Source organism: Bacteroidota bacterium (assembly GCA_019637975.1).
Lineage (GTDB): Bacteria > Bacteroidota > Ignavibacteria > UBA10030 > UBA6906 > CAADGV01.
The window spans coordinates 1-24,237 of sequence record JAHBUR010000024.1; the positions used below are offsets into that span (position 1 = coordinate 1).

A 24,237-nucleotide genomic window follows, 5' to 3' on the forward strand; every position below is an offset into this window, starting at 1 on the left:
GTCGTCAAAACAGATCAGGAATTGGATGCCGCCAAAGCGCGCTACGACCAAGAAGTGCTTGCCATCAGTTCACGCGTCGAACAGAGCTACTGGGATTTGTACACCGCCGAACGGGATTATGCCGTTCAGAAATTGACGCGTGACCGGGCGGAATCTTTCTTGGAGGAAACAGAAGTACGCGCACGAACCGGGCTCATCGGCCCGAATCAGGTTGCCAACGCCCGCACATTTTTGGCTGAACAGAAAATCCTTCTTCTTGATCGTGAAGAACAACTCGACAGGCTTTCGGATCAGTTTGCATCGCTGATTGGCGTGCGGCCCGAACCGCCTGTACGCCGCTATCTTACAGCCGATACTCCCCCCGCCGAATTTCCACTCGAAGAAGCGGATGAACTCGTCGCCAAGGCAATCGAGAGAAACCTTCAACTACAAGCAGCGAAAGCAGATATTGAGGCACAGCGGGCGCTATCCAACGCGGCGTTTTGGGAAGCTCTGCCCCGCGTTGATGTCGTCGGCTCCATCGGCGGCAGCGGACTCGCAGGCTCGGCACGAGATGTTGTGTTTGGCGGCGATACTCTGCGCTCGGAAATCAGCGGAAGTCTGAACGAGGCAATGCGCCAGTCCATCAAACGCAGCTTTCCCGCCTGGAGTATCGGGGTGGAAGTGACCATACCCATCGGATTGCGAAGCGGTTTCGGGGAGAAGGAACGGCTTGAAGCAGAAGTTGTTCTCGCCGAGCAACGCTACATCCAGCAAGCGAGAGTTCTTGAAGAACAAGTCCGGGCAGGCTACAGGGATTTATACCACGGAAGCCGCCGGTTGAATGCCGCACGGGAAGGGGTTGACGCCGCGCAGGAACAGGTACGCATCGGGCTGATTGAGTTCCAGAACGGCCGCTCAACAGCGTTTGAGCTTGTCCGCCTCGGGGCGGATTTTGCGGTTGCCCAGCAACGGTATTCTCAGGCAATTGTGCGGAATGCGAAAGCTGCAGCCGCATTGAGACAACTGACATCCGGCGCATATCCGGCTCAACAGTAGATCATAGATATTTCGAAAATCAGAAAGGCACGAATGTATGAAACACAGGTTATCCCCGGCACTCTTCACTCTTCTTCTCCTCTTCGGAATACTTCTCCACGGATGCGGTGATCAGCAACGCGGCGGATTTTCCATGCCTCCCATGCCGGTGGAAGTCAGCAAAGTCACCGTTCAAAAAGTGATTGATAAATTCGAGGCCGTCGGCACGATTGAAGCGCTTGAAGCAATAACCGTCGTCTCCGAAATCGACGCAGCCGTCAAAGCGTTGCCGTTCAAAGAAGGCGGATTCATCCAACGCGGCCAACCCATTGCGCAATTAGACGACGCGCAACTTGCTGCAGAGGTTGCACGAGCTGAGGCGCTGCGTGCACAAAGCAAAACAACCTATGATCGGGTAAAGAGTGTTGTCGATCAGCGTGCCGGCGCTCCGCAGGATTTGGATGATGCTGCCGCGGCGTTGAAGGTTGCCGATGCAAATCTCGACGTCGCAAAAGCCCGCCATGCAAAAACCCGCATCGTTGCGCCGTTCAGCGGCATTATCGGAGCGCGACGGGTAAGCATCGGAACATTTCTAAGGCCGGGTCAGGCGATAACTGAACTTGCCAATATTGACGAGATTCGGGTTTTCTTCTCCGCTCCTGAGCGGTACCTCTCCCTTCTCTCGCAAGGGGCAGCGGTGAACATTTCGTCAACCGCCTTTCCCGGCTATGAGTTGAAAGGGAAGATCATCGTCATCGAACCCATTATCGATCAGACAACACGCAGCGCCCGTGTTGTTGCCCGCGTAACAAATCCCGACAGGCGGTTCCGCCCGGGAATGTCTGCAAACGTCTCGGCTGTTCTGAGTGAGCGACCGAATGCGCTTACCATTCCGAACGAAGCCGTTTTCGGCGGCGGAACGCAGTCGTTTGTGTTTGTTGTGAACGAAGACAGCAGCGTTGCCCGTGTGCCGCTCGTTCTCGGTACCCGCCTTTCCGATGTTGTTGAAGTTCTTGAAGGATTAAAAGAAGGAATGACGGTTGTCCGTGCAGGACATCAAAAGCTGTTTGATGGAGGAAAAGTCATGCCCATCAGCAACGCGGTGGCACAACCCGATGAAGGCTCAATGAAGAGTGGAGGATAGGCAATGAAACTCAGCACAGTATCTATACGTCGGCCGGTATTTGCCAGCGTGATGAGTTTTACGATTCTGCTGTTTGGAATCATCTCATTCACGCGCTTGCCCGTTCGCGAGTATCCCGATATCGACCCGCCGATTGTTTCCGTTGTGACGTTCTACCGCGGGGCAAGCCCTGCTGTTGTCGAAACAGAAATCACCAACATCCTCGAAGAACAATTCGCAACGCTCGAAGGTGTCAAGACCATGACATCCTCCAGCCGGGAACAGGGTTCGGTCATCACCATCGAATTCGAGTTGGCCCGCAATGTCGATGAGGCATCCAATGATGTTCGTGACCGCGTGTCCCGCGTTCGTGCCCGGCTTCCCCGCGAAATCGACGACCCCGTTATCTCAAAGGTTGACGCCAATGCCCAGCCGATTGTCTGGCTTGCGCTTTCGAGCGACAGGCACAGCGGCCTTGAACTCACCGACATTGCCGACCGCATCCTGAAGGAGCGACTCCAGCGATTAACAGGCGTCGGCTCGGTATTCATTGGAGGAGAGCGACAGTACGCAATGCGTGTGTGGCTCGACCCGTTGCGAATGGCGGCTCACCAGCTTACAACGCAGGAAGTCGAGGCCGCGATCCGTAGCGAGAACGCGGAAATCCCCGCCGGCCGTGTTGAAGGGGCCGAACGGGAATTCTCCGTGCGTACCCGCGGCGAACTGACGACTCCCGAAGAGTTTGCCGCTATTATCGTCTCCAGAAAGAACAGCGACATCGTACGCTTGAGCGACATTGCGGAAGTGAAGGTCGGCGCGCAGGACGAGCGCACGGTGGCGCGGTTTAACGGACAAACCGCCGTCGGGTTGGGAGTAGTGAAACAATCCAAAGCCAGCACCGTGGATGTTGCCGCCGAAGTGCGGGCAGCGCTGGAAGACCTTCTCTCCCTCCTCCCCGCCGGAATGAAACTCGAGGTTGCCTACGACTCGTCCCGATTCATTCAGGAATCGATCAACGAAGTCATCGAAACCCTTGTCATCGCCATGTGCCTGGTTGTTCTCGTTGTTCTGGCGTTTCTCAAGAGTTTTCGGGCAACGGCCATCCCGTCGGTGGCAATTCCGATTTCTATTATCGGCGCATTAAGCGTGGCGTACTTCGCGGGCTTCACGCTGAACATTCTGACACTTCTCGCCCTCGTACTCGCTATCGGGCTTGTGGTGGATGATGCAATTGTGATGCTGGAAAACATCTACCGCCATATTGAGATGGGAAAAACACGCCGGCAGGCGGCGTTCGACGGCAGCAAGGAAATCGGCTTCGCCATCATCGCAACGACGATATCGCTTGTTGCGGTGTTCATCCCTCTTGCATTTCTTACCGGCAACGTCGGGAGATTGTTCAACGAGTTCGGATTAACACTCGCAGTCGCTATTCTGATCTCCGGCTTCGTTGCGTTGTCGCTTTCGCCGATGCTTTCTTCACGAATTTTGCGTCCTCTGCACGGCACAAGCACAGGCTGGGCATCCCGCTCGTTCGATACGTTCTTCGAGTTCCTCAACGATATCTACGAGCGCACACTCCGCTTCGCGTTAGGCCGAAAATGGTTGATGTTGGCCGGCGCCGTTCTGACAGTTGTCCTGAGTGTCGTGTTGTTCCGGTTTCTTCCGAGTGAACTGGTGCCGATTGAGGATCGGGGAATCGCCTTCGGCATCGTGATTGCGCCCGAGGGAGCAACCCTGGATTATACCGACAGATATATGAGAGAAGTGGAAAAGCGTTTGCTTGACCTGCCCGAACGGCGAACGTTGTTCACTGCTGTCGGGTTGGGTTTTGGCGGACCCGGACGCGTGACAAACGGATTTCTGTTTTTAGGATTGAAACCGCGAAGCGAACGAACGAAGTCCCAGCAACAAATCGTCCAGGAACTGTTTCCGCAACTTCTCTCCATTCCCGGCGTGCTGGCATTCGTCATTAACCCGCCGAGTATCGGGGGGCGGTTCAGCTCAAGTCCGGTAGAGTACGTCCTTCAGGCGGAGAGCTACGAAGAACTGAACCAGGCAGTCGGCATTATGATGGGCGAGGCCAACAAGTTGGGCTATCTCATCAATCTTGATACCGATTTGCGACTGAACAAGCCGCAGCTCGATCTGACAATCGACAGGGAACGGGCGGCAGGACTCGGCGCTTCGCTCACCGATATCGGCCTGACGTTGGAGACGTTCCTTGGCGGCCGTGTGGTTACAAATTTCAAACGGGGCACGAAGCAATACGATGTGATTCTTCAGATGAAGCCTTCCGCCCGCGCTACGCCTGATGCTATCAGGGAAATCTACATTCGCGGAACGGGTGGATTGGTACAGCTTGCCAATGTTGTCCGCATCGACGAGACACTTGCTCCGAAAGAACTGAACCACTACAACCGGGTTCGCTCCGCCACACTCACGGCAAATCTCCGGCCCGGCGTCAGTCTCGGTCAGGCCCTTGACGATCTCGACCGGATCGCTGCAGAGAAACTTCCTGCGGGGATGAAACGCGAGTTCGGCGGACAATCGCTTGAGTACAAAACTTCCAGCACGAGCCTGTACTTCATGTTCCTTCTCGCCATCATCTTCATTTATCTTGTACTTGCGGCACAATTTGAGAGTTTTGTTCATCCCTTTACCATTCTGCTCTCGGTTCCGCTTGCTGTGTTCGGCGCGTTGTTAACGCTGTTCATTTTCGGGCAGAGTCTCAACATCTATTCTCAAATCGGGTTGATCATGCTTGTCGGATTGGTAACGAAAAATTCCATTCTGATTGTGGAGTTTGCGAATCAGTTGCGCGAACGAGGCGAGGAAGTTCTTGAAGCTGTTATTCACGCGGCAACGATCCGCCTCCGCCCCATTCTCATGACGTCGTTTGCAACCATATTCGGCGTTCTGCCGATCGCCATCGGTTTCGGCGCGGGTGCCGAGTCGAGACGCCCGCTCGGACTTGCAGTTGTGGGAGGAATGTTCTTCTCGACATTCCTGACGCTTGTTCTTGTTCCGGTTCTGTACACCGTTCTTGCCCGCTTCACGCGTGCAACTGCACCGGGACATGAACACGAGGAAGAGAAAGAGATCGCCATCAAATCTGAACCCGAAGCGACCCTGGCGACGTAGAGCCAACAAATAAGAGTAGTGTTTGAAGGAAATTTAATTGCACGATATTGTTCTTTTTCCTATATTTGTGCGATAAAATTTCATGAAAAAGGACTCTGTAATGGCAAAAGTGTGTGATATTTGCGGAAAGAAGCCGGTCAGCGGCAACAACATCAGCCACGCGCATAATAAGACGCGTCGCCGTTGGTTGCCGAACATCCAGTCCGTTCGGGCCAAGGTCAACGGGCGCACGACCCGAATGCATGTTTGCGCGACGTGCATCAAGAGTAACAAGGTTCTCAAGGCCGCGTAAGCGCTGCATCAGCTTCGGTTACACGAAGGCCATCACGCTGTGCTGATGGCTTTTTTATTCCTTTCACATCTCCGGGCATCCGCCGTCAATGCGGAAGATTTCAATAGAACTCAACGCCCCCAATCAACTGACGCTGCTTCGCGTTCTGTTGACTCCGGTATTTGCGCTCTTCATCCTCTCCGACTCCAACCTCTACAAGCAACTCTCGCTCGTCGTCTTCATCATCGCTGCGTTAACGGATTGGTATGATGGATGGATTGCCCGCAAGTTCGGCCATATTTCGCGCTGGGGGAAATTCCTCGATCCGCTTGCCGATAAGGTACTGACTTCGGCGGCATTTCTCGTGTACGCCTATTTAGGATTGATCGATGCGTGGATGGCGTGGATTGTGATCGTTCGTGACTTCCTCATTACCGGATTGCGAAGTTATGCCGAGTTCAAAGATCAACCGATTGTCACGTCAAAGACCGCACAGGTAAAAACGTTCGGGCAGTTCGTTGTTATCTACTACATTCTCCTCCTCCACGTCGCACAACACATCCCTGCAATCTACGAACGATTCGGCGGGCACATCGAGATGCTGATGGATCCGCCGGTGCTGTTTGGCATGATGCTGCTCGTGACTCTCTCCACGGTCGGAACCGGCATCGCGTATCTGTTCGATAACAGGAAGTTTCTCAAGGAACTTTATGAACAGTTTCGACAACGACGAGCCTGACAGTAGCGGTATACAGCCGGATTTTCTTACGCGGTTCGTCGCCACCGGCTTCTTTTCTGGCTATATTCCCTGGGCATCGGGCACATTCGGAGCCCTGGTTGGCGCGTTGTTTTTCCTGATTCCCGGCTTTACCAATATCCCCGTTTTGACCGCGGCAATTGTCGTTGCATTTTTTGCCGGCGTAGTTACTTCGGCAAAGATTGCTTCTGCCGAAGGGCACAAGCTGACTCAAACGGCGCGAAGGATGAAGGAACGATTTCAGCCCGGCGAGCATGGAGCTCCGGACCCATCCATTGTTGTTATCGATGAAATTGTCGGGGTGTGGATTGCAATGATTGCCATCCCTCTTACTCTGCCGGGAGTAGCGGTTGCTTTCTTCGCGTTCAGGTTGTTTGATATCGTCAAACCTTATCCCGTCCGCCAGGTTGAACACATCAGTTCCGGATGGGGCATCATGCTGGACGATGTTGTTGCCGGCATCTATGCAAACATCGCAACACGGCTGGTTATGGCATTTCTCTACGCATACTTACCGGAACTTTTCTAAGAATGAAAGCTGAAATAATCACAATCGGCGACGAACTGCTCATTGGACAGGTGATCAACACCAATCAGGCATTCATTGCACAAAAGCTCAACGAGATTGGCGTCCGCGTCGGCTTGATGGAATCGGTCGGCGACGACATGCAGGAGATACTCGACGCATTCCACTTCGCCTGGCGCCGGAACGACGTGGTTATTGTCACCGGCGGACTCGGACCAACACACGACGATATCACCAAGAAGGCAGTCTGCTCATTCTTCGATTCGGATCTTGTACCGAACGACGAGATTCGCAGGCACATTGAAGAGTTGGTGAAGAAATGGAACCGCCAGTGGGGCCCGACGTACGAGGAGCAAACGTTGTTTCCGCGCAAGGCAAAGCTCATCCCCAACCCGATAGGAACCGCGGGGGGAATGGTATTTGAAGTAGAGAACAAATATCTTTTCGTCCTGCCCGGCGTTCCGTATGAAATGAAAGAGATGATTGAGCAATCTGTCGCGCCTTTCCTTTCATCCCGCAACACCAGCTCCGTCATCCGCCATCTTACATTGCGAACGACGGGTATTTCCGAAAGTATGCTTGCCGCCCAACTCGGAGACATTGATTCGCTGCTGCAAGGCGCTAAACTGGCATTTCTGCCGTCGCCAACCGGCGTTCGTCTACGGATTACAGTCTATGGGTCCGACGTTCAAACTGTTGAGAACCTTCTTCGGCAGGCGGAACACCGCATTCGCGCCAAAGCAGAGAAGTACATCTACGGAGTGAACAACGAAGAACTGGAGGAAGTAGTCGGCGGAATGTTGACCGAGCGCAAACTCACGATTGCTGTCGCCGAATCCTGCACGGGCGGACTCGTTGCCGACAAGATCACAGATGTCAGCGGAAGCTCGAATTACTTCCAGCAGGGTCTCGTTACGTACAGCAATGAATCAAAAGTGGAAGTCTTGGGCGTCCCTTCCCTTCTGCTGGAGCAACACGGCGCAGTCAGCAAAGAAGTTGCCGAAGCAATGGCCGCGGGAATCCGGCGCGTTGCCCGGACGGATATCGGGCTTTCAACAACGGGCATTGCCGGACCGACTGGCGCGACATCCGTCAAACCTATAGGGCTTGTATGGATCGGCTATTCGGACGCCGAGACAACCCTTGCCGTTCGCTTCCAACTTGGCGACGGACGCCGGAGGGTGAAGGAACGGGCTGCACAAGCTGCATTGGAACTTCTCCGAAGAAAACTGCTGAAGCTTGAATAGGGACATCCTAATGGCAACCGTCCGCCTCTTCATCGCCATTGAAATACCGCCCGACATCAGATCAGGAATCGGCGCGGTGATTCAGGAGTTGCAAGCAGCAAACGCCGATGTCAGGTGGGAACAAACGGACAAACTCCATATCACGTTGAAGTTTCTTGGCGGAACAGACGAAGGAATGGTATCGAAGATATTCACGTCTCTTGACACCCTCTGCAGGAAAACCCCGGTTTTTACTCTTCGTTACAGATTACTCGGATGTTTCCCGCCGAAGCGCGAGCCGCGGATTATCTGGATTGGAGTGGAAGAGAATAGCTGCGTTCTCCAACGGCTTAGCTACTTGATTGATGAGTCGATGTCTTCATTCGGGTTCAAGAAAGAAGAACGGGAGTTTCACGCGCATGTCACCGTTGGAAGAGTCAAGAGTCAGCGGAATATCCGGGACTTGCTTCGCACAATGGAATCTATTACCTTTGAAAGCCAGCCAACGACAATTTCGGAACTTGCACTCGTCAAGAGTGAGCTAAAACCCAGCGGGTCGGTGTACACAATCCTTCACAGGATTCCGCTTCATCATCATTGAGCATGAGCTAACAACTAATTCCCCCTATTTTTTGAGGAGATGCGTATGGCAGACGAACGAGAATCAAAATTGCAGTCCCTGAAGAATGCAATCGACCAGATTGAAAAGCAGCACGGCAAAGGTTCGGTGATGCGCCTGGGGGAAGGCCCGATTCAACAGGTTGAGGTCATTTCGACGGGGTCCATCTCACTCGATGCCGCTCTTGGGATCGGCGGAATTCCACGCGGACGCGTAATCGAAATCTTCGGGCCCGAATCATCAGGTAAAACCACATTGTGTTTGCACATTGTCGCTGAAGCCCAAAAAAATGCCGGAATCTGCGCCTTCATCGACGCTGAACACGCACTCGACATGGCATACGCGAAGAAACTCGGCGTTGACGTAAACAACCTGCTCCTTTCCCAACCTGAATTCGGGGAGCAAGGGCTGGAAATCACTGAAACGCTTGTCCGGAGTAATGCTTTGGATGTGATTGTGATTGATTCCGTTGCGGCGTTGACCCCCCGTGCCGAAATCGAAGGAGAAATGGGCGATCCGAGCATGGGCGTTCAGGCACGGCTCATGTCGCAGGCCCTGCGCAAACTCACCTCCGCAATCAGCAAATCGAAAACATCCGTCATATTTACCAATCAGTTGCGTATGAAGATTGGCGTGATGTTCGGAAACCCCGAAACCACAACCGGCGGAAACGCGTTGAAATTCTATGCCTCCGTGCGCCTTGATGTTCGCCGGATCGAAGCCATCAAGGATGGTACGAACGTTATCGGCAACAGAACCCGCGTCAAAGTCGTAAAGAACAAGGTCGCCCCTCCCTTCCGCGAAGCGCAATTCGACATTCTGTACAATGAAGGCATATCAAAAATCGGCGACTTGATCGACACGGCCGTCGAACACAACATCATTGCGAAGGCCGGCTCGTGGTTCTCATACAAAGAGGAGCGCATCGGCCAAGGACGCGACTCCGTCAAGAAGTTCCTGCAGGAAAACCTGAACATCGCGAAGGAAATCGACGCCGCTATGCGGACGAAATTGGGCCTCACGGGTTCCAACGGATCACAGCCGACAAACGGCAACGCTACGGCGCCGACCGCGAAATCAGCAACAACTGCACCGGCAAAGCCTGCGGTTACGCCCGTAGTGTCCACGGGAAAGCCGCCGGTAACAGTCAAGAAAACATAGTGAATGCACATCACCAAAATCGAAAACCAGAAGAAGAACCCGTCACGCAAGAATCTGTTTGTTGACGACGAGTTTCTCATCGGGGTGAGTGCCGAAACTCTGCTGCGATTCGGCATCCGTACAGGCGACGAAATTGGTGAAGACAAGCTCAAAGCGCTCCGGGCTGCGGAAGAATTGCAGGGCGCAAAATCCGTTGCCCTCCGTTTTCTTTCCCGAAGGCAGAGAACGGAGAAAGAGGTCCGGGACAAGCTGCGTGAAAAGGAATTCGCCGACGAAGAGATCCGGCAGACAATCGAGAATCTTCGTGAACTGGGCTTTCTGAATGATGCGGAGTTCGCCCGCAGTTACATTTGCCACCAATTGACAGTCCGGCCGAAAGGAACGCTGGCACTGAAGCAGAATCTCCTTCTGCTTGGTGTGAGGAAGGAAGTCATCGAGGCGGCATTAGACGAGACGTTCAATGAAACAAATCAGGAAGAAGCGGCACTCGACGCCGCCCGGAAGTTTTTACGCAAATCCCGAAAACCAACCGACGACCCGCGCAAAACACGGCAGAAGCTTGCTGCCTTTCTTGGCCGGAGGGGATTCACGTGGGATGTCATTTCAACCGTCATGAAGAATATTCCGGGGGAGAAAGCGGATGAAGAATGAACAGAGTCGTCTTCGACATCGAAACCCTCGGTTTCCCTCTCGATACTTTTGATGAGAAGCAACAGGAATACCTGCTGAAGTTTGCCAAGACGGAGGAGGAACGAAGTGAAGCCATTCAGAAACTTGCCCTGACTCCACTCACCGGCCACATTATTGCCATCGGGATGTTGAATCCCGATTCGAAGCACGGCAAAGTCTGGTTTCGTTCGGACGAGCCTGATTCATTCACTTCCGATGACGGGCTTATTGAGTTTGTGCCGGCTGAAGAGAGGGAAATTCTTGAAGGATTCTGGGACGCAATTACCCGCTACGATCAATTCATCACGTTCAACGGCCGCTCCTTTGATTGTCCATTCGTTATGCTGCGTTCCGCCCTCCTTGGCGTGAAGCCGACACGTAATCTTCTCCCCTATCGTTACAGCCATCAAGAGCATTGCGACCTGCTCGAACAGCTAACGTTCTACAGCGCATTCAGAAAATTCAGTCTCGATTTCTACTGCAAAGCCTTCGCCATCAAGAGCCCGAAGAGTGACGGCATAACGGGACTTGATCTCGGCCCCCTGTTCGAAGCGGGACGTTTTCGTGACATCGCCGAATACTGCATCGGCGACGTGCAAGCCACGGCGGAATTGTATTTTCACTGGGTAAGCACTCTCGCCTTCGAGAAATCCCTCCATTAAATTCTCTTCAGAAAACTATATTCGCCTTGCCACATGTAACTTTGGTTATTATATTTGCGTAAGCGAATATAATTCAGGAGGGACATCTGCATGAAAGAACTGGCAAAAATCTTCAAGGCGCTGTCGGATGAGTCGAGGCTCCGGATTCTCAACCTCATCTTCAGAAGCGGTGAAATCTGTGTCTGCGACATCGAGTCGATTACGGGATTCACGCAAACAAAGACATCCCGCCATCTCTCCTACTTGCGGAATGCAGAACTTGTCGACTCCCGCCAGGAAGGGCTGTGGATGCTTTACTCCATCACAAAACCGAAGAACAAAGAACATGAACAACTGCTCGAATGTCTGAAGGCCATACTCCAGACCAACTCTGTTGCTTTGAAGGACGCGAAGGCACTGAACAAGAACATCAGCAACGGCTGCTGCACAACGTTTAACGTCATCAAGCCGGAGATAAAGCCGGCGGTTTTTGAACTCAACTAACACAAGGAGGAATTCACTTATGACAACGCAATTGGAATCTGAAACCAAATCATGCTGCGAACCAACGTGCTGCGAACCGGAATCCAGCACTGCTTCAACTCCGGTGACGGACGAACAGTTGAAGGGGACTATTCGGGAGAGATACGGCGAGATAGCAGCGAAAGGCGGTTCATGCTGCGCTCCCGCTTCAGGCAGCGGGCCAAACTGCGGTTGCGGTACGGACAACTCCCTTGAAACAGTCTCCCTGCTCATGAATGATACATACACAAACGTTGATGAACAGATTGTACAGGCCGCGGATCTCGGACTTGGCTGCGGAACGCCTCTCGCTTTTGCGGAGATGGAAGAAGGAATGACCGTCCTGGATCTCGGCTCCGGTGCAGGCATTGACGTTTTCCTCGCGGCAAAGAAAGTCGGGCCGACCGGCAAGGCAATCGGCCTTGACATGACCGACGAAATGTTGAAACTCGCCCGCAAGAACAAATTGAAATTGGGCATTGAGAATGCCCACTTCTGGAAAGGCGAGATTGAAGATATGCCGATTGAATCGTCATCTATCGACCGGATTCTCAGCAACTGCGTCATCAACCTTGTGCCCGATAAAAGCAAGGCGTTCGCCGAGATGTATCGCGTCTTGAAACCCGGCGGCAAGTTCACCATTTCCGATATTGTTTCGATTGGCGAGATTCCGGCGGAAACACGCCGTGACCTCGAACTTTGGGCAGGCTGTGTATCGGGAGCCGTTGACAAGGAAGAGTATCTGCGGATTGTCCGTGAGGCAGGATTCAAGAATCTGACAATCGGAGCAGAGAAGAAATACTCGCTCAACCGGGAAGTTCCGTTCGGTTTGGTGAGCATAACGTTGACAGCACAAAAATAAAATGAATTTAAGCATCAGAAAAACTGTGCAAGCGGACTACGACTCTGTTACGAGACTGTTGGAATCCGCTTCACTGCCGACTCTGGGGGTGGCCGATCACTTCAGCAACTTCCTGGTTGCGGAAAACGGAAGCGGCATCGTCGGGGCAATCGGGCTGGAGGTGTATGACGATACCGGCTTGCTCCGTTCCGCTGTTGTTGATTCGTCACTGCAGAACAAGGGGGTCGGTTCGCTTCTCTACAACAATCTGATTGAGCATGCAAAGCAACTCGGTGTGCGGCGACTCATTCTTCTCACGATTACCGCTGAGAAGTATTTTGAGAAGAAGGGATTCAGAAAGATCAACCCGGATTCTGTCGCCGGCCCGATCAGGCAATCGGTGGAATTTTCGGGAGTGTGTCCCTCACACGCCGCTTGTATGGAACTCATTTTGAAGGAGGATGAATGAAACACGTCATCACACGACATGATAACAGGATCGAGATTCAGTTGACGGGAATCGGCGACGACAGCAAATTCTTCGGGAGCGTAGACTCCTGCGCTCCGGTCGAAGATACATGCGGACCCGAGAAGTATCAAACACTGGATTCGCTTGCGACCCACCCGTTTTCCGACGGCGTCCGCTTTGAGCTGCGTGCCCGTGCCGATGCACAGCTGGATTTGGATGAAGCCGAACAGTGCCTCGACAATGCGATGGGGCGCATCATGGAGAAGCGGGAAGAAGCCTACGCATGACAAGAGTTTCTATTCTCTGTACCGGTAATTCTTGCCGTGTTGACACAGGAATACCTGAACATCATCAAGAACGCGATCATTGAAAAGATCCAACAACTGCTGACAACGCCATCGGTCGGGTATCAAGAAATGAAGGACTCCTGTAGAGCCCCGCTCACGGTTAATCCTGATGAAGAACGCCCCTGCAGACGCGGGAGAAAGGACTCCGGCATCTGCATTCGCAACGGACAGAGCATTCCGTTGGGACGCATTCTCGCTGACAGTCCCCATCCTCTGGTCTCTCATCTTCTATTCCCAGATCTGAGAAATAACTCAATTGGCCGAGTCAGGGCTGGTGCGCGCACTTGATGAGCGTGCCAACCGCTCAGTTCATTACGGTTATGGAAGGACGTGCTAATTCTGCGCGCATCGGGTGGGGCAACTTTGTCTCACACCTTCTATCCTCTTTTTCGAATATCTGATAATCTACCGCTTTTCTACCGGCTTCTGTAGGATTTGCTGAGCCATTTTGGCATCTACGGTTTGGCATAACACGTGATGTGTTACGAATGCCGGCCCCACTACCCTTTCGGAATCGATAATCCAATTCTGTTGTCCGGCATCATGATACGGATACATACGGGCACGACACATCAATGCCCGGAATTTGAAGATATGAATTTCACATACAATCACATTTCTTTCTATCGGAGGTATCATGATAGCATTGCGTAATTTGCTCCGCTATTCACATTTCGCGACACGGCACGGGCTTATCGTTGTCATGGCAACCATTCTCATGAATGCAGCAGTCGCTCAGTGGACTACTCAAAGTCCGGTCCCGACCCACCTCGATGTGCGAGGCGTTGGTGCCCCAACGCCCCAACGGGTGTTCATCGCAACGGATGATAACTTCTTCGACAATGGCGGTGCCCTGTTCGAGTCATCGGACGGCGGTACGGCGTGGATTCAGCGGGACATCCCTGTGAGCCTTGCCAATCCGCTTAACGGACTCTTCTTTCTCGACTCGCAAAATGGATGGGCATACGGGAACGAGAACTACAGAACAACCGACGGCGGAACGACCTGGACCCAGCTTCCGTTTCTCGGCTCGACCTATTTTATGAAGTTCTATACTTCGACTTTCGGCCTGGCGACGGGGAACGGCGGCGGCTACATCAGCACCGATGGTGGCAATTCATGGAACCCTTCGCCGAATGGTATGTCAGCATTCGACTTCGCCGATGACCAGATTGGCGTTGGGGTCGCTGACAGCATGGTCTTTAGAACTACCAACGGCGGAACAACATTTTCGCTCGTCCACATCGGCCCGGCGAGAGATGTTGTGTTTCTTTCGGGCACAGTCGCGGTTGGTGTCGGCGGCGGCGGGTTTATCAGGTCAACCAACGTCGGTGTATCATGGACACCCGGTGCAGCATCTATTGGGAGAACACGTCTCTTGCGTGTTTCGACTGACGTCGTACTTGCGTGGGGTCGAACAGGCGGCTTCCCAAATTATGATGACCGCATTCTCCGATCCACAGATGCAGGACAAACGTGGACTGATCTCGGCGAGGTAGTGCCGGCCGGCGTGTTCGCCATCGCTGCAGTTGATCCGCAGAATGTTGTTGCCTCTGACTACAACGGAAATATGTTCCGCTCCGGTGATGCAGGATTGAATTGGGTACAGACATTCACATCTCCCGGTCCGTCGCCGAGCTTTCTGAGCAGCGCAACGCTCGCTTTTGCTAATGCACAGACGGGCTTTTTCGGTTACGGTGCGGGCTTCGTCATCAAAACAACAGACGGTGGTGCAACTTGGTTTCAGATTTCGAGCGGAACGGGCAATGCCCTCCAAGATATTGCCCGATTTCCTGACGGAAATATGATTGCCGTTGGTGAGAATGGTACACTCCTCACAAGCAACGGTATCTCGCCTTGGATTCTCCGCGAATCGTTTACGCAACTTGATATTGCGGCGATCGATATCATCAACGCGACTGACGCTGTCGTTGTCGACCAATCGGGTCAGGTATACAAAAGCTCCGACGCGGGCGCTACTTGGATGGCTGCGCCGGCAAAGCCATCGAATCTATCGGCAGCACGGGATGTTCGTTTCACAACACTCCTCGACGGCTGGGTTATCGGGCAGAGTTTCAGTACGGGGGCATTGTACCATACAACAAACGGCGGCACGACCTGGACGCCCGTTCCCGATTTCCTCGGCGGCTATGTTGCCGTTGATGTAGAAGGATCGAACATTTGGGCGGCAAATGTCGGCGGACGCTTCTACCGGAGCACCAATAGCGGGGGAACCTGGATTCAGGGGGACCTTCCGGAGTCTCCCCTTCTTATCGGAGATATGGACTTCTTTGATGAAAACATCGGTTATGCAGTCGGGGCGTGGGGCCGGGCATTTCGTACCGAAGACGGAGGAAGTACCTGGCAGGCATTGCCCATGCCGAACAGCACCGATAATTTCACCGACATTCACCTTCTCGGCCCGAATGAATTCTGGCTCAGCACAAACACAAACGCCGCTTACTACACCGCCACAGGCGGCCATAATTGGGCAGTGCTGAACATCGGCTCGGCAGGATTCGGCTCGTTCGCCGCAATTGCGGCAAGCCCCTCCGGGAGCGCATGGGTGGTGGGAGATCAGGGATATATTGAATACTTCGCAGGACCGCCGCCGCCGCCATTAAACCGGCCGCCTGAGGCGTCGTTTACCTTCATTACTTCGGGGATGACGGTACAATTCACCGACACAAGTGTCGATCCCGACGGGATTGTCATCGGTTGGTTTTGGCAATTCGGTGATGGGACAACATCAACGGAACGACATCCCACACACACATTTACAGATCCGAATTCCTATATCGTCCGCCTGACGGTAACGGACGACGACAGTGCAACCGGCAGCAGAGGACGCATCGTGGTTGTGCAGCCCAATCCGGGAGGAACGTTCGGCAACTTTACCGAAGTGACGCCACTTGACTCACTCTTCGTTACTAACCAAGACGAAGATTTCTGGGTGATTACCACCGCGCCGGCCGACTTTGATGGTGATGGCGATATGGACATTGCAGTTCTCGGCTGGTACGTCATCTACAATCAAAGTGTGGAGGATCGTCTGATATTGCTGCGGAACGACGGTTTGGGAACAGAGGGCCGCTGGGCTTTCACACATATCAGCGTGCCGCTCGGAAATCTCACAGCCGGTTCATCTGACCTTGCCTGGGGTGACGTTGACGGCGATGGCGACCAGGACCTTGTAGTTGGCACCGATGGCCAGACTGTAATCTTCCGCAACGATGCAGGTACGCTCGTTCTTACAGACACGGAACTTCCCCCTTATTGGGAGTATAACGACCAGGCCGATTTCGATCTCCGTTCCATCACGCTTGCTGACTACGATAACGACGGCGACCTCGACCTCCTCATCCCTTCGGTATTTGAAGCCGGAAGATACCGCACCGCACTGATGCGCAACGACGGCCCGAACGGGACGGGCGGCTGGATTTTTACCGAAACCGATTCCGTTTTCGCCCCGACTACTCACGCGCAAAGCATGTGGGCTGACTTCGACGGCGACTTGGATCTTGATCTACTTCTCGTCAATATTGCCCCTTTAACGGACTACGGCTTCATCCGCCGTTACAGGAATGACGGGAACGGAGTGTTTGTTGCCGAAGATGTTCTCGGCCCACTGACGATTGAACATGGCGAAGCTCAATGGGGCGATTACGATGCCGACGGTGATCTCGATATTCTTGTTGCAGGAAACCTCAAGGAAGTCGGCGGAACCTACACAGCCCGTGCTCTCCGCATTTACCGGAACACGAATGACACGTATGACTCACTGGATGTCATTCCCTGTATTCCCTGCGAGGGGTGGTTCGATATGACCGCCGCAACATGGGCGGATTACGACAACGACGGAGATATGGACATTCTTCTGGCCGGGACATACAACCCGGGCTCTCAAATCGACGGCCGCGCGAGGGTGTACCTCAATACAGGCGGCGTGTTTGCCGATACAGGGGGTACGTTGCCTGCGCCACGGGCAAGCGGCGATCGCGGCGGCACCTTCTCTTGGTTTGACCTTGATGGTGACGGCGATCTGGACTATTTCATTGCAGGACAGTATTTCGTACCGGGCGGAAATGGGCTCGTGGAAGCACAAATGCATGTGTACCGAAATGATGCGCCCGGACAGAATGCCCCACCTTCACGGCCGACAAATCTCGGCGCTGCGATGCACGACAGCCTTACCGTGACACTGACGTGGACGGCTTCAAGCGATGACCACACGCCGAGCGTGGCGCTTACATACGATCTGCAGCTTTTCCGGAACGGCGTGCCGATTGCGCTTCCCCGGAGTCTTCCGCAACCCGGTAACGTCAGCGCCGGCACGGAATGGCTGCTGACCGGCTTGCCGCAAGGCCAATACCGGTGGGCGTTGCGCGCGATTGATGCGGCCTATGCCGGAAGCGAGACTGCAACGGGAGAGTTCGTTATCGGCGGTCCGACGACGGTGGGGACGGAAGACAATTTGCCTCGTTCGTTTGCACTCGAGCAAAACTACCCCAATCCCTTCAATCCAAGCACCACAATCGAGTTCGCTCTCCCGCACACGAACTTTGTAACATTAACGCTCTACAACATTCTTGGTCAGGAGGTAAGAACTCTCGTCAGCGAAAGGATGGACGCGGGTACGTATCAAGTGCAGTTCAACGCTGGAGGTTTGCCGAGCGGAGCGTACATCTACCGGCTGCATGCCGGAGGTTTCGTCCAGACCCGGAAACTTCTCTTGTTGAAATAAAGACATTTGTCCTCACGCTCTTTTGCGACGGATCTGAGGGGGATCAGGGTCGTCAGCCCGTCGCAGCGGATGAACGCACGCCGAAACGGACACAGGGGTTCGAGTGAACTTGCGCTACACGATTGCTGTTTCTGGGTTCTCCATCGGGTGGTTGACAGACCTCGAACCCGTTCAACCTACGGCGAAAACGCAGGAAGGGACGCTTCGATACGTATCAACTGAAAGTTAGTGGTGGAACCCGGGCCGTTGCCTTCAACGATCTTAGGCGGCGGCCCTCCGTTTACAAGAGACTCAATCTCCTGGCCGAGATACAGCGTGGAAAATTCAGAAACGAGACCGGAAGACAGAAAATGGTGGAATATTCAACGGAGTAACCATACATTTACCAAGTAAGACATTTCACCAGCGTAAATGCATACAGAAGTCGTTACCATTCTTGGCCTCGGTTTCTTTCTCGGCCTTAAACATGCCCTCGACGCGGACCATTTAGTCGCCATTACGACTATGGTAAGCGACGGAAAAGGGATTCTCCAATCGTCAATAGTCGGGGCTCTCTGGGGTTTCGGACACACTATCGCATTGATGATCGTGGGCTCATTCGTGATTACCCTTGGTGTGCAAATACCGGAGAATGTCGCTCTGTTGCTGGAATTGGGCGTCGCAGCAATGCTCATTATCCTCGGCATCAATGTTCTGATAAAACTCGTTCGAGGCGATACGCTTCATGTGCATGCACATACCCACCACGGAAGGACGCACATCCATCCTCACACACACCCGCATATTGCAGATCACTCTCATGAGATGGACGCGTCGCATCATGAAAGCCCCTCAAGCACTCTGTTACAGCGAATTCTGTCGCACGTTTCAGCGGGCAAGAGGTCAATTCTTATCGGTATAGTTCATGGAATGGCCGGAAGTGCAGCTCTGATGCTTGTCGTGCTCGCCACAATCTCATCTACACAGCTGGCTATAGGTTATGTTGCTGTGTTTGGGATTGGATCGATCGGGGGAATGGTGTTGATGAGCACGGCCATCGGACTTCCGTTCATGCTCTCAGCAGCCCGTTCACGGATATTCAATATTGTTGTTCGGGGAATAGCAGGCGTGATCGGCGTTGCTTTCGGCCTGTTTCTGGGATGGCATATTGGATTTGTTGAGGGCCTCTTCCTTCCGTAGCAGTCCGGGCCGGCGCCCTTCAGTCCGGCAATGGAAAAGTAAGTGTAAACGTAGTGCCTTCACCTTTTCGCGAGTCTACACTTATGCTCCCGCCATGGTTTTCCACAATCTGACGGCAGACAAGTAATCCGTATCCGTGACCATCGACCTTTGTCGTCACCTTTTCCGCGAATAATTTTGGCCGGATGGATTCGTCAATACCAGGGCCGCTATCTTCGACCTTGAGAATAGCGACACGGTTCGTCAGGTTGACTTCAGTAGCAAACCTGATGTCCGCATCGGCGCGGGCTTCCACGATGTTGTTGACCAGATTCAGCAGAACTTGCTGAATCTGATCGATGTCCAGGTTCAGGAGCGGGACGTTCTCCGCCAACGAACACGAAATCTTGTTGGACCTGAATTTGGGAATGAACCTCATAAAATCTGCAAAGTCGGATGTAATTTTGTTCAGGCACCGAGCCGCGAGATTTACGGCAGAGTGAGGACGACTGAGGAGATTTGTCGAGAATTTTTCAATTTTCCGTACACCGCCGATTGCATTTTCAATAATGCCGCTTAACTCATCGGGCGTTACCGAGCCAATGCGCATACGTAAGCGTTGTAAACTGAGCAGCACAACTGAAACAAGGTTCTTCAGTTCGTGACTTACTTCCGAGGCCAATTCCCCTTTCATAGCCATCCGTTCAGACTGAATAATGTGCATATGCGCCTGCCTTAAATCCTCATATGCCTCCTTGAGATTGGCATAGAGTTGCGCGTTGCGAATGGCAATGGCAGCCTGCCCGACGAGGATTTCAAACAATGAGAGAATTTCGCCTTTGTCAACCGATTGAATGTGCTTGCTGTCCACATACAGTACTCCAATCTTCTCTTCCTGGGTCTTAAGAAGGCTGCAGATAATTGTCTGCAACGCAAGATTCAGGATGCTTTTGCGACTTTCGAACCGTTGATCTGTCAGGGCACTTTCGATGCAAATGGACTCGCCGGTTTTGTACACATCCTCCAGCACGCTGGAACTGACTTGGATATTTTCGGCTTGCAGTGATTCCCCGCGTGCATTGCGCCCAATAACATAGGCAAGTTCGCCCGCTTCGTTTGTGAGCATAAGAAAGCCGCGATCGGCCTTCACAATACGTATCGCCTCATCCGTTACGTGTTCCAGTACCTGTGAGAGTTCAAGCGAACTGTTGATCTTGCGCACAACGTTCAGGATCATTTCCAGATCGTGAACCCTCGTCTGCGCATTATCCCCGGCTTCATCACTTTCGTGGCGGACACCACGATCACTCTTGATGAGTTCCTCGAGTTTCATGGATTGAATATCCCCCCATTGTGGTAAGTTCTGACAACACGCTCTCTGCATCATGCAAAGCCCCTATGGTCCGGAAGGTCCTGAGGCTTTTTTCCAATACCACACGTGCTTCGCCATTCTTGTTGCTGCACGCGTACAAAGCGCCAAGTTGCCGGTAACACTCTGCAACTCCATACTGGTTTTCTAATGCCTGATTGATCGACAGGCTTGTGTGGAAATACCATTCAGCAAGTTCAAAGCGTTTCTCACTCCGATAAATCTTGCCTTTCAGCAGAAACAGGTCGGCGGCATGTATTCTGTGGTCATGGGTTGAAAGCGCCTCACGCGCGTGGTTTGCAAATTTCAACGATGCCTTCACATCTCCCAATGCAAAGAGAATATTTGCTCTTCCCAGATTCGCAAGTCCCTGGAATGTTGGACTGCCGGCCTTCTTTCCAAGTGATGCTGTTCGGTCGAATTGGCGTGTTGCATCCCCGAACGAACACTTTGCGAGAAACGTCATGCCCATCCTGTAATGCAGCAAAGCCAGCCGTGCCGGGTCGCCTACCTCTTCGAAGTGGGACCTGGCACGTTGGTAGGAGCTTAGAGCGGCATCGTAATCACCGAGCAGATTGGACACGACCCCAAGATTCATCTGAGCGATGCCGGAATCGACCACCTCGTTAAAGTGCTCGAATGATTGCAGTGCATGCTTGATATATGACTTTGCCCGTTTGATTTTTCCCCTCAACGCATAGCTCAAACCCAAAATGTTCTCCACCCTCCCTACCGCAACAGGTACGTTGAGTTGCAGGTAGATTCTTCTTCCGCATTCAAAGTCTGCAGTTGCTTCGCGCCATTTACCTTGCGCTCTGTACACATCCCCCCTTTGTAATAACGCTTCGGCAAGAAGCCCGAGGGGACACCCGCTTGACCACTGGTCCAACCCCAAAGTGTACAATTCCTCAGCCCGTGAGTAATCCCCGAAATCCCTACAATAATTCCCGATGGAAATGACAAGCCTGAAAAGATCACCCTTCTCCATCGATTCACTCGACAGTGTGAGAAACCTGTTGAGCAGACCGGAGTTCCCCCGTAGCGCTTCTTGCAGGCCGGGCAGATCCGATCCCTCGAGAGGGGTGCCTGTACTGCGTATTAGTGAATCAGTCCTTGCCGATCTTGGTATCATTCCCGTGGCCGACACAGTTATTCATGCCTAGCAAAGCAACACCGATGTAATGAACTTTTCACTCAAGCACTGAGTGGCAGAGGCTCTCGGGGGGGCAGATTTCTATGCTCGGAAATCTGAGACAAACGGGGATCGGAACAAATGACTTAACCTTCCGATCCCCCTCTTGCGAAGCAAATCACTTACAAGCAATATGCCAGTATTATCGAAGAAGGGTAACTCGCAGAAAACTGCCTTAAAATCGACAATATTTCACTATGTGAGTCAATGGGAAGGGAACCGATTGTTACGTTATGATCCAGATTGGCACGTAGATGCAACAGAATGTTACATCCTCCGACGTCAAAGTGTTACACCAATGTTCTACCTGAGGAGGTATGGACGATCCTGATCTAGTCCTTCTCCATTTTCAAGACTTCAGACGTAACCAGTCTTGCTGCAACAACCGAGATGTTATCGTCACTGTGATTTGCTTCGGCTTGGTGAATGAGTTTCTCCGCTACCAGATCGAAGCCGGTGGTGTTGAGAGTATTCTGAATCTCCATATCAGAAACGGCAGACGTCAGACCATCAGAGCAAAGAACGAGAGTATCTCCCGCTGCAATATTGCCGCAATAGAGATGCGGCTGGACAATCCTTTGCGGACCTATGGCTTGTGTAAGGACATGCGACAGGTTGCGTACACTTGGGCTGAACGGGTTGAAGTACATGCTATCCATTGCATGATCGCGACTGAGCAATTTCAGCGTGCCGTTCCGAAACAAGTATGCCCGGCTATCGCCTACGTTGATAACGACAAGGGCACTGCCGACAATCAGAGCAGCCACAGTCGTTGTACCGAAACCCTTTTCTTCGTACGTCCTCCTCCCCTCCTCATACACGAGGCGGTTCATCTCGACAATCGACTCAGAAAGAGACTCCTGCGGATTCGGGTTTGCGTTCTCAAGATAAATCCAGGGCAGCAACGTAGTGACCATCGCGCTTGCATGTTCACCGGCTTCCATCCCCCCCATACCATCTGCAACTATCAGAAGGGTTCCTTTTTCAGGCAAACCCTGATCTGAGAAGTTGACAACGGCCAGACTATCCTCGTTACGATCACGAACAGGGCCTTTCTCGCTTGTGCAAACGAATTGAACGACAGACTGTTTTTCACTGGCTATGACATGTGTTGAATTCAACATGAGAATCAGCATAATCCGGTTTGTGTTGTGAAAGCGGGAGCGAGATGATGAACACTACCCCTTCCCCTTTTTTTGATTGAACTGAGATCGTCCCTCCATGCCCTTCAATAATCTGCTTGCAGATTGGAAGTCCGTAGCCGTGGCCATCGACTTTCGTTGTGATTTTCTCTGCAAACAGACGGTCAAGAATTGATTCGTCTATACCGGGGCCGTTGTCTCTGACCAGAAGGCGTACTACATTCATGGCGGCATCGTATTCCGTCTGCAACGTGATTGCTGCAAACTGATCGGCTTCGACACTGTTATTTACGAGGTTGAGAAGTACCTGTTGAATCTGATCGGTATCAAGATCAACGGCCGGTATCTGATCACCCAGAACGGCTTCAATGCTGTTCCGTTTGAATTTGGGCAAAAACATGACAAATTCGACAAAATCAGAGGCGACCTTATTCAGACTGCCGGGCACAAGTTTCGATGTGCTCGGACGCCTGTTCAGAAGGCTCTTTGAAAACCCCTCAATCTTGCGTGCGCCCGTGATGGTCTTCTCTATCAATCCGCTAATCTCATCAATTGAAACATTGCCCGATTTGCGTTGCATCAGTTCGAGGTTCAGCAACACGACTGCAACGAGATTCTTTAATTCATGGCTTACTTCGGCCGCAAGTTCTCCCTTCATCGCCATGCGTTCGGACTGGATGATGTATTGGTTCGCTTGCTTCAGTTCTTCATACGTCCGTTTGACGTTGTCATACAGACGGGCATTGTTGATCGCAATGGCAGCCTGCCCGGCAAGGATCTCAAATACGCTCAGGATTTCGTCCTTCTCGACAGCCTGAATGAACTTGCTATCCACATAGATGACACCGATTTTCTGGTCATGGGTCTGCAAGGGGCTGCAGATGATCGTCTGCAACTCAAGATTCATGATGCTTTGTCGCCTCTCGAACCGCTCATCATTCAAGGCATTCTCAATACACAACGATTCGCCGGTGGCAAACACGTCGTCGAGCACACTGGAACTCACCTGAAAACTCTCGGCTCGTATCGATTCGCCCTTGGCATTCCTGCCGATAACGAATTCGAGTTTACCATCGTTATTCGCCAGCATCAAAAACCCGCGCTCGGCCATTGCGAGCCTGATCGCTTCATCGGTAACAAGCTCAAGCACTTCATTCAGTTCAAGAGAGGTGTTGATCTTCCGAACGATATTGAGGATCGTCTCAATATCGCGGACGGTCGAGCGTAGCGGCGGATCAATCACATCAACCGGCGCTTCAACCGTAAGGCTCTGCCGCATTAAATCGTCAAGATTCATAG

The 24,237-nt window shown here is 52.7% G+C and carries 22 protein-coding genes; 17 read left to right on the top strand and 5 right to left on the bottom strand.

The annotated features are described in order from the left end of the window. The 15 genes from KF749_13045 to KF749_13115 all read left to right on the top strand — a co-directional run. Window positions 1-1,038, top strand: a 1,038-nt coding sequence (locus tag KF749_13045; protein ID MBX2992077.1) for a TolC family protein, incomplete at its 5' end; no start/stop codon positions are given. Window positions 1,039-1,075: 37 nt separating this feature from the next. Next, window positions 1,076-2,161 (top strand): efflux RND transporter periplasmic adaptor subunit, encoded by a 1,086-nt coding sequence (locus KF749_13050; GenBank protein ID MBX2992078.1) that lies wholly within the window; start codon window positions 1,076-1,078, stop codon window positions 2,159-2,161. A gap of 3 nt (window positions 2,162-2,164) precedes the next feature. Beyond that, complete coding sequence (locus tag KF749_13055; GenBank protein ID MBX2992079.1) at window positions 2,165-5,284, top strand: efflux RND transporter permease subunit; 3,120 nt, start codon at window positions 2,165-2,167, stop codon at window positions 5,282-5,284. Window positions 5,285-5,384: 100 nt separating this feature from the next. Then, window positions 5,385-5,576 (top strand): 50S ribosomal protein L28, encoded by a 192-nt coding sequence (gene rpmB, locus KF749_13060; protein MBX2992080.1) that lies wholly within the window; start codon window positions 5,385-5,387, stop codon window positions 5,574-5,576. An 88-nt stretch (window positions 5,577-5,664) separates the two neighbouring features. Beyond that, window positions 5,665-6,294: a CDP-diacylglycerol--glycerol-3-phosphate 3-phosphatidyltransferase gene (pgsA, locus tag KF749_13065; GenBank protein MBX2992081.1), complete on the top strand. Its 630-nt coding sequence runs from the start codon at window positions 5,665-5,667 to the stop codon at window positions 6,292-6,294. Continuing rightward, window positions 6,266-6,841: a phosphatidylglycerophosphatase A gene (locus KF749_13070; GenBank protein MBX2992082.1), complete on the top strand. Its 576-nt coding sequence runs from the start codon at window positions 6,266-6,268 to the stop codon at window positions 6,839-6,841. Before pgsA ends, KF749_13070 begins: the two co-directional genes overlap by 29 nt. A gap of 2 nt (window positions 6,842-6,843) precedes the next feature. Continuing rightward, complete coding sequence (locus KF749_13075; GenBank protein MBX2992083.1) at window positions 6,844-8,085, top strand: competence/damage-inducible protein A; 1,242 nt, start codon at window positions 6,844-6,846, stop codon at window positions 8,083-8,085. A gap of 10 nt (window positions 8,086-8,095) precedes the next feature. Then, window positions 8,096-8,665: an RNA 2',3'-cyclic phosphodiesterase gene (gene thpR / locus KF749_13080; protein ID MBX2992084.1), complete on the top strand. Its 570-nt coding sequence runs from the start codon at window positions 8,096-8,098 to the stop codon at window positions 8,663-8,665. A gap of 45 nt (window positions 8,666-8,710) precedes the next feature. Next, window positions 8,711-9,844 (top strand): recombinase RecA, encoded by a 1,134-nt coding sequence (recA, locus tag KF749_13085; GenBank protein ID MBX2992085.1) that lies wholly within the window; start codon window positions 8,711-8,713, stop codon window positions 9,842-9,844. Window positions 9,845-9,847: 3 nt separating this feature from the next. Beyond that, on the top strand, window positions 9,848-10,495 hold the full coding sequence (locus tag KF749_13090; protein ID MBX2992086.1) for a RecX family transcriptional regulator: 648 nt from the start codon (window positions 9,848-9,850) through the stop codon (window positions 10,493-10,495). Beyond that, window positions 10,492-11,175, top strand: a complete 684-nt coding sequence (locus tag KF749_13095; protein ID MBX2992087.1) for a ribonuclease H-like domain-containing protein — start codon at window positions 10,492-10,494, stop codon at window positions 11,173-11,175. Before KF749_13090 ends, KF749_13095 begins: the two co-directional genes overlap by 4 nt. Before the next feature lie 90 nt (window positions 11,176-11,265). After that, complete coding sequence (locus tag KF749_13100; GenBank protein ID MBX2992088.1) at window positions 11,266-11,658, top strand: helix-turn-helix transcriptional regulator; 393 nt, start codon at window positions 11,266-11,268, stop codon at window positions 11,656-11,658. A gap of 19 nt (window positions 11,659-11,677) precedes the next feature. Beyond that, window positions 11,678-12,538 carry an arsenite methyltransferase gene (gene arsM / locus KF749_13105; protein MBX2992089.1) on the top strand — a complete coding sequence of 287 codons (861 nt, stop codon included), beginning with the start codon at window positions 11,678-11,680 and terminating at the stop codon, window positions 12,536-12,538. A gap of 1 nt (window position 12,539) precedes the next feature. Beyond that, the gene (locus KF749_13110; GenBank protein ID MBX2992090.1) at window positions 12,540-12,986 is read left to right on the top strand and encodes a GNAT family N-acetyltransferase; all 447 of its coding nucleotides are present in this window, start codon (window positions 12,540-12,542) and stop codon (window positions 12,984-12,986) included. Continuing rightward, window positions 12,983-13,273 (top strand): hypothetical protein, encoded by a 291-nt coding sequence (locus tag KF749_13115; GenBank protein ID MBX2992091.1) that lies wholly within the window; start codon window positions 12,983-12,985, stop codon window positions 13,271-13,273. The genes KF749_13110 and KF749_13115 overlap by 4 nt, the downstream gene beginning before the upstream one ends. Window positions 13,274-13,282: 9 nt before the next feature. Here the strand turns inward: KF749_13115 and KF749_13120 are convergent, their stop codons facing one another. Further along, complete coding sequence (locus tag KF749_13120) at window positions 13,283-13,558, bottom strand: hypothetical protein (GenBank protein MBX2992092.1); 276 nt, start codon at window positions 13,556-13,558, stop codon at window positions 13,283-13,285. A gap of 412 nt (window positions 13,559-13,970) precedes the next feature. Here KF749_13120 and KF749_13125 point away from each other — a divergent pair, with 412 nt between their 5' ends. Beyond that, window positions 13,971-18,077: a VCBS repeat-containing protein gene (locus KF749_13125; GenBank protein ID MBX2992093.1), complete on the top strand. Its 4,107-nt coding sequence runs from the start codon at window positions 13,971-13,973 to the stop codon at window positions 18,075-18,077. Between the two features lie 411 nt (window positions 18,078-18,488). Further along, window positions 18,489-19,256: a hypothetical protein gene (locus tag KF749_13130; protein ID MBX2992094.1), complete on the top strand. Its 768-nt coding sequence runs from the start codon at window positions 18,489-18,491 to the stop codon at window positions 19,254-19,256. A 19-nt stretch (window positions 19,257-19,275) separates the two neighbouring features. On the opposite strand, the gene KF749_13135 is transcribed toward KF749_13130, so the two are convergent. The 4 genes from KF749_13135 to KF749_13150 form a co-directional block, all read right to left on the bottom strand. Further along, the gene (locus KF749_13135; protein ID MBX2992095.1) at window positions 19,276-20,568 is read right to left on the bottom strand and encodes a GAF domain-containing protein; all 1,293 of its coding nucleotides are present in this window, start codon (window positions 20,566-20,568) and stop codon (window positions 19,276-19,278) included. Beyond that, window positions 20,540-21,736, bottom strand: coding sequence for a tetratricopeptide repeat protein (locus KF749_13140; protein ID MBX2992096.1), 1,197 nt, complete (start codon window positions 21,734-21,736; stop codon window positions 20,540-20,542). The genes KF749_13135 and KF749_13140 overlap by 29 nt, the downstream gene beginning before the upstream one ends. A 392-nt stretch (window positions 21,737-22,128) precedes the next feature. Beyond that, the gene (locus tag KF749_13145) at window positions 22,129-22,920 is read right to left on the bottom strand and encodes a serine/threonine-protein phosphatase (GenBank protein ID MBX2992097.1); all 792 of its coding nucleotides are present in this window, start codon (window positions 22,918-22,920) and stop codon (window positions 22,129-22,131) included. Further along, window positions 22,889-24,235: a HAMP domain-containing histidine kinase gene (locus KF749_13150; protein MBX2992098.1), complete on the bottom strand. Its 1,347-nt coding sequence runs from the start codon at window positions 24,233-24,235 to the stop codon at window positions 22,889-22,891. Before KF749_13150 ends, KF749_13145 begins: the two co-directional genes overlap by 32 nt. Window positions 24,236-24,237 lie beyond the last annotated feature (2 nt).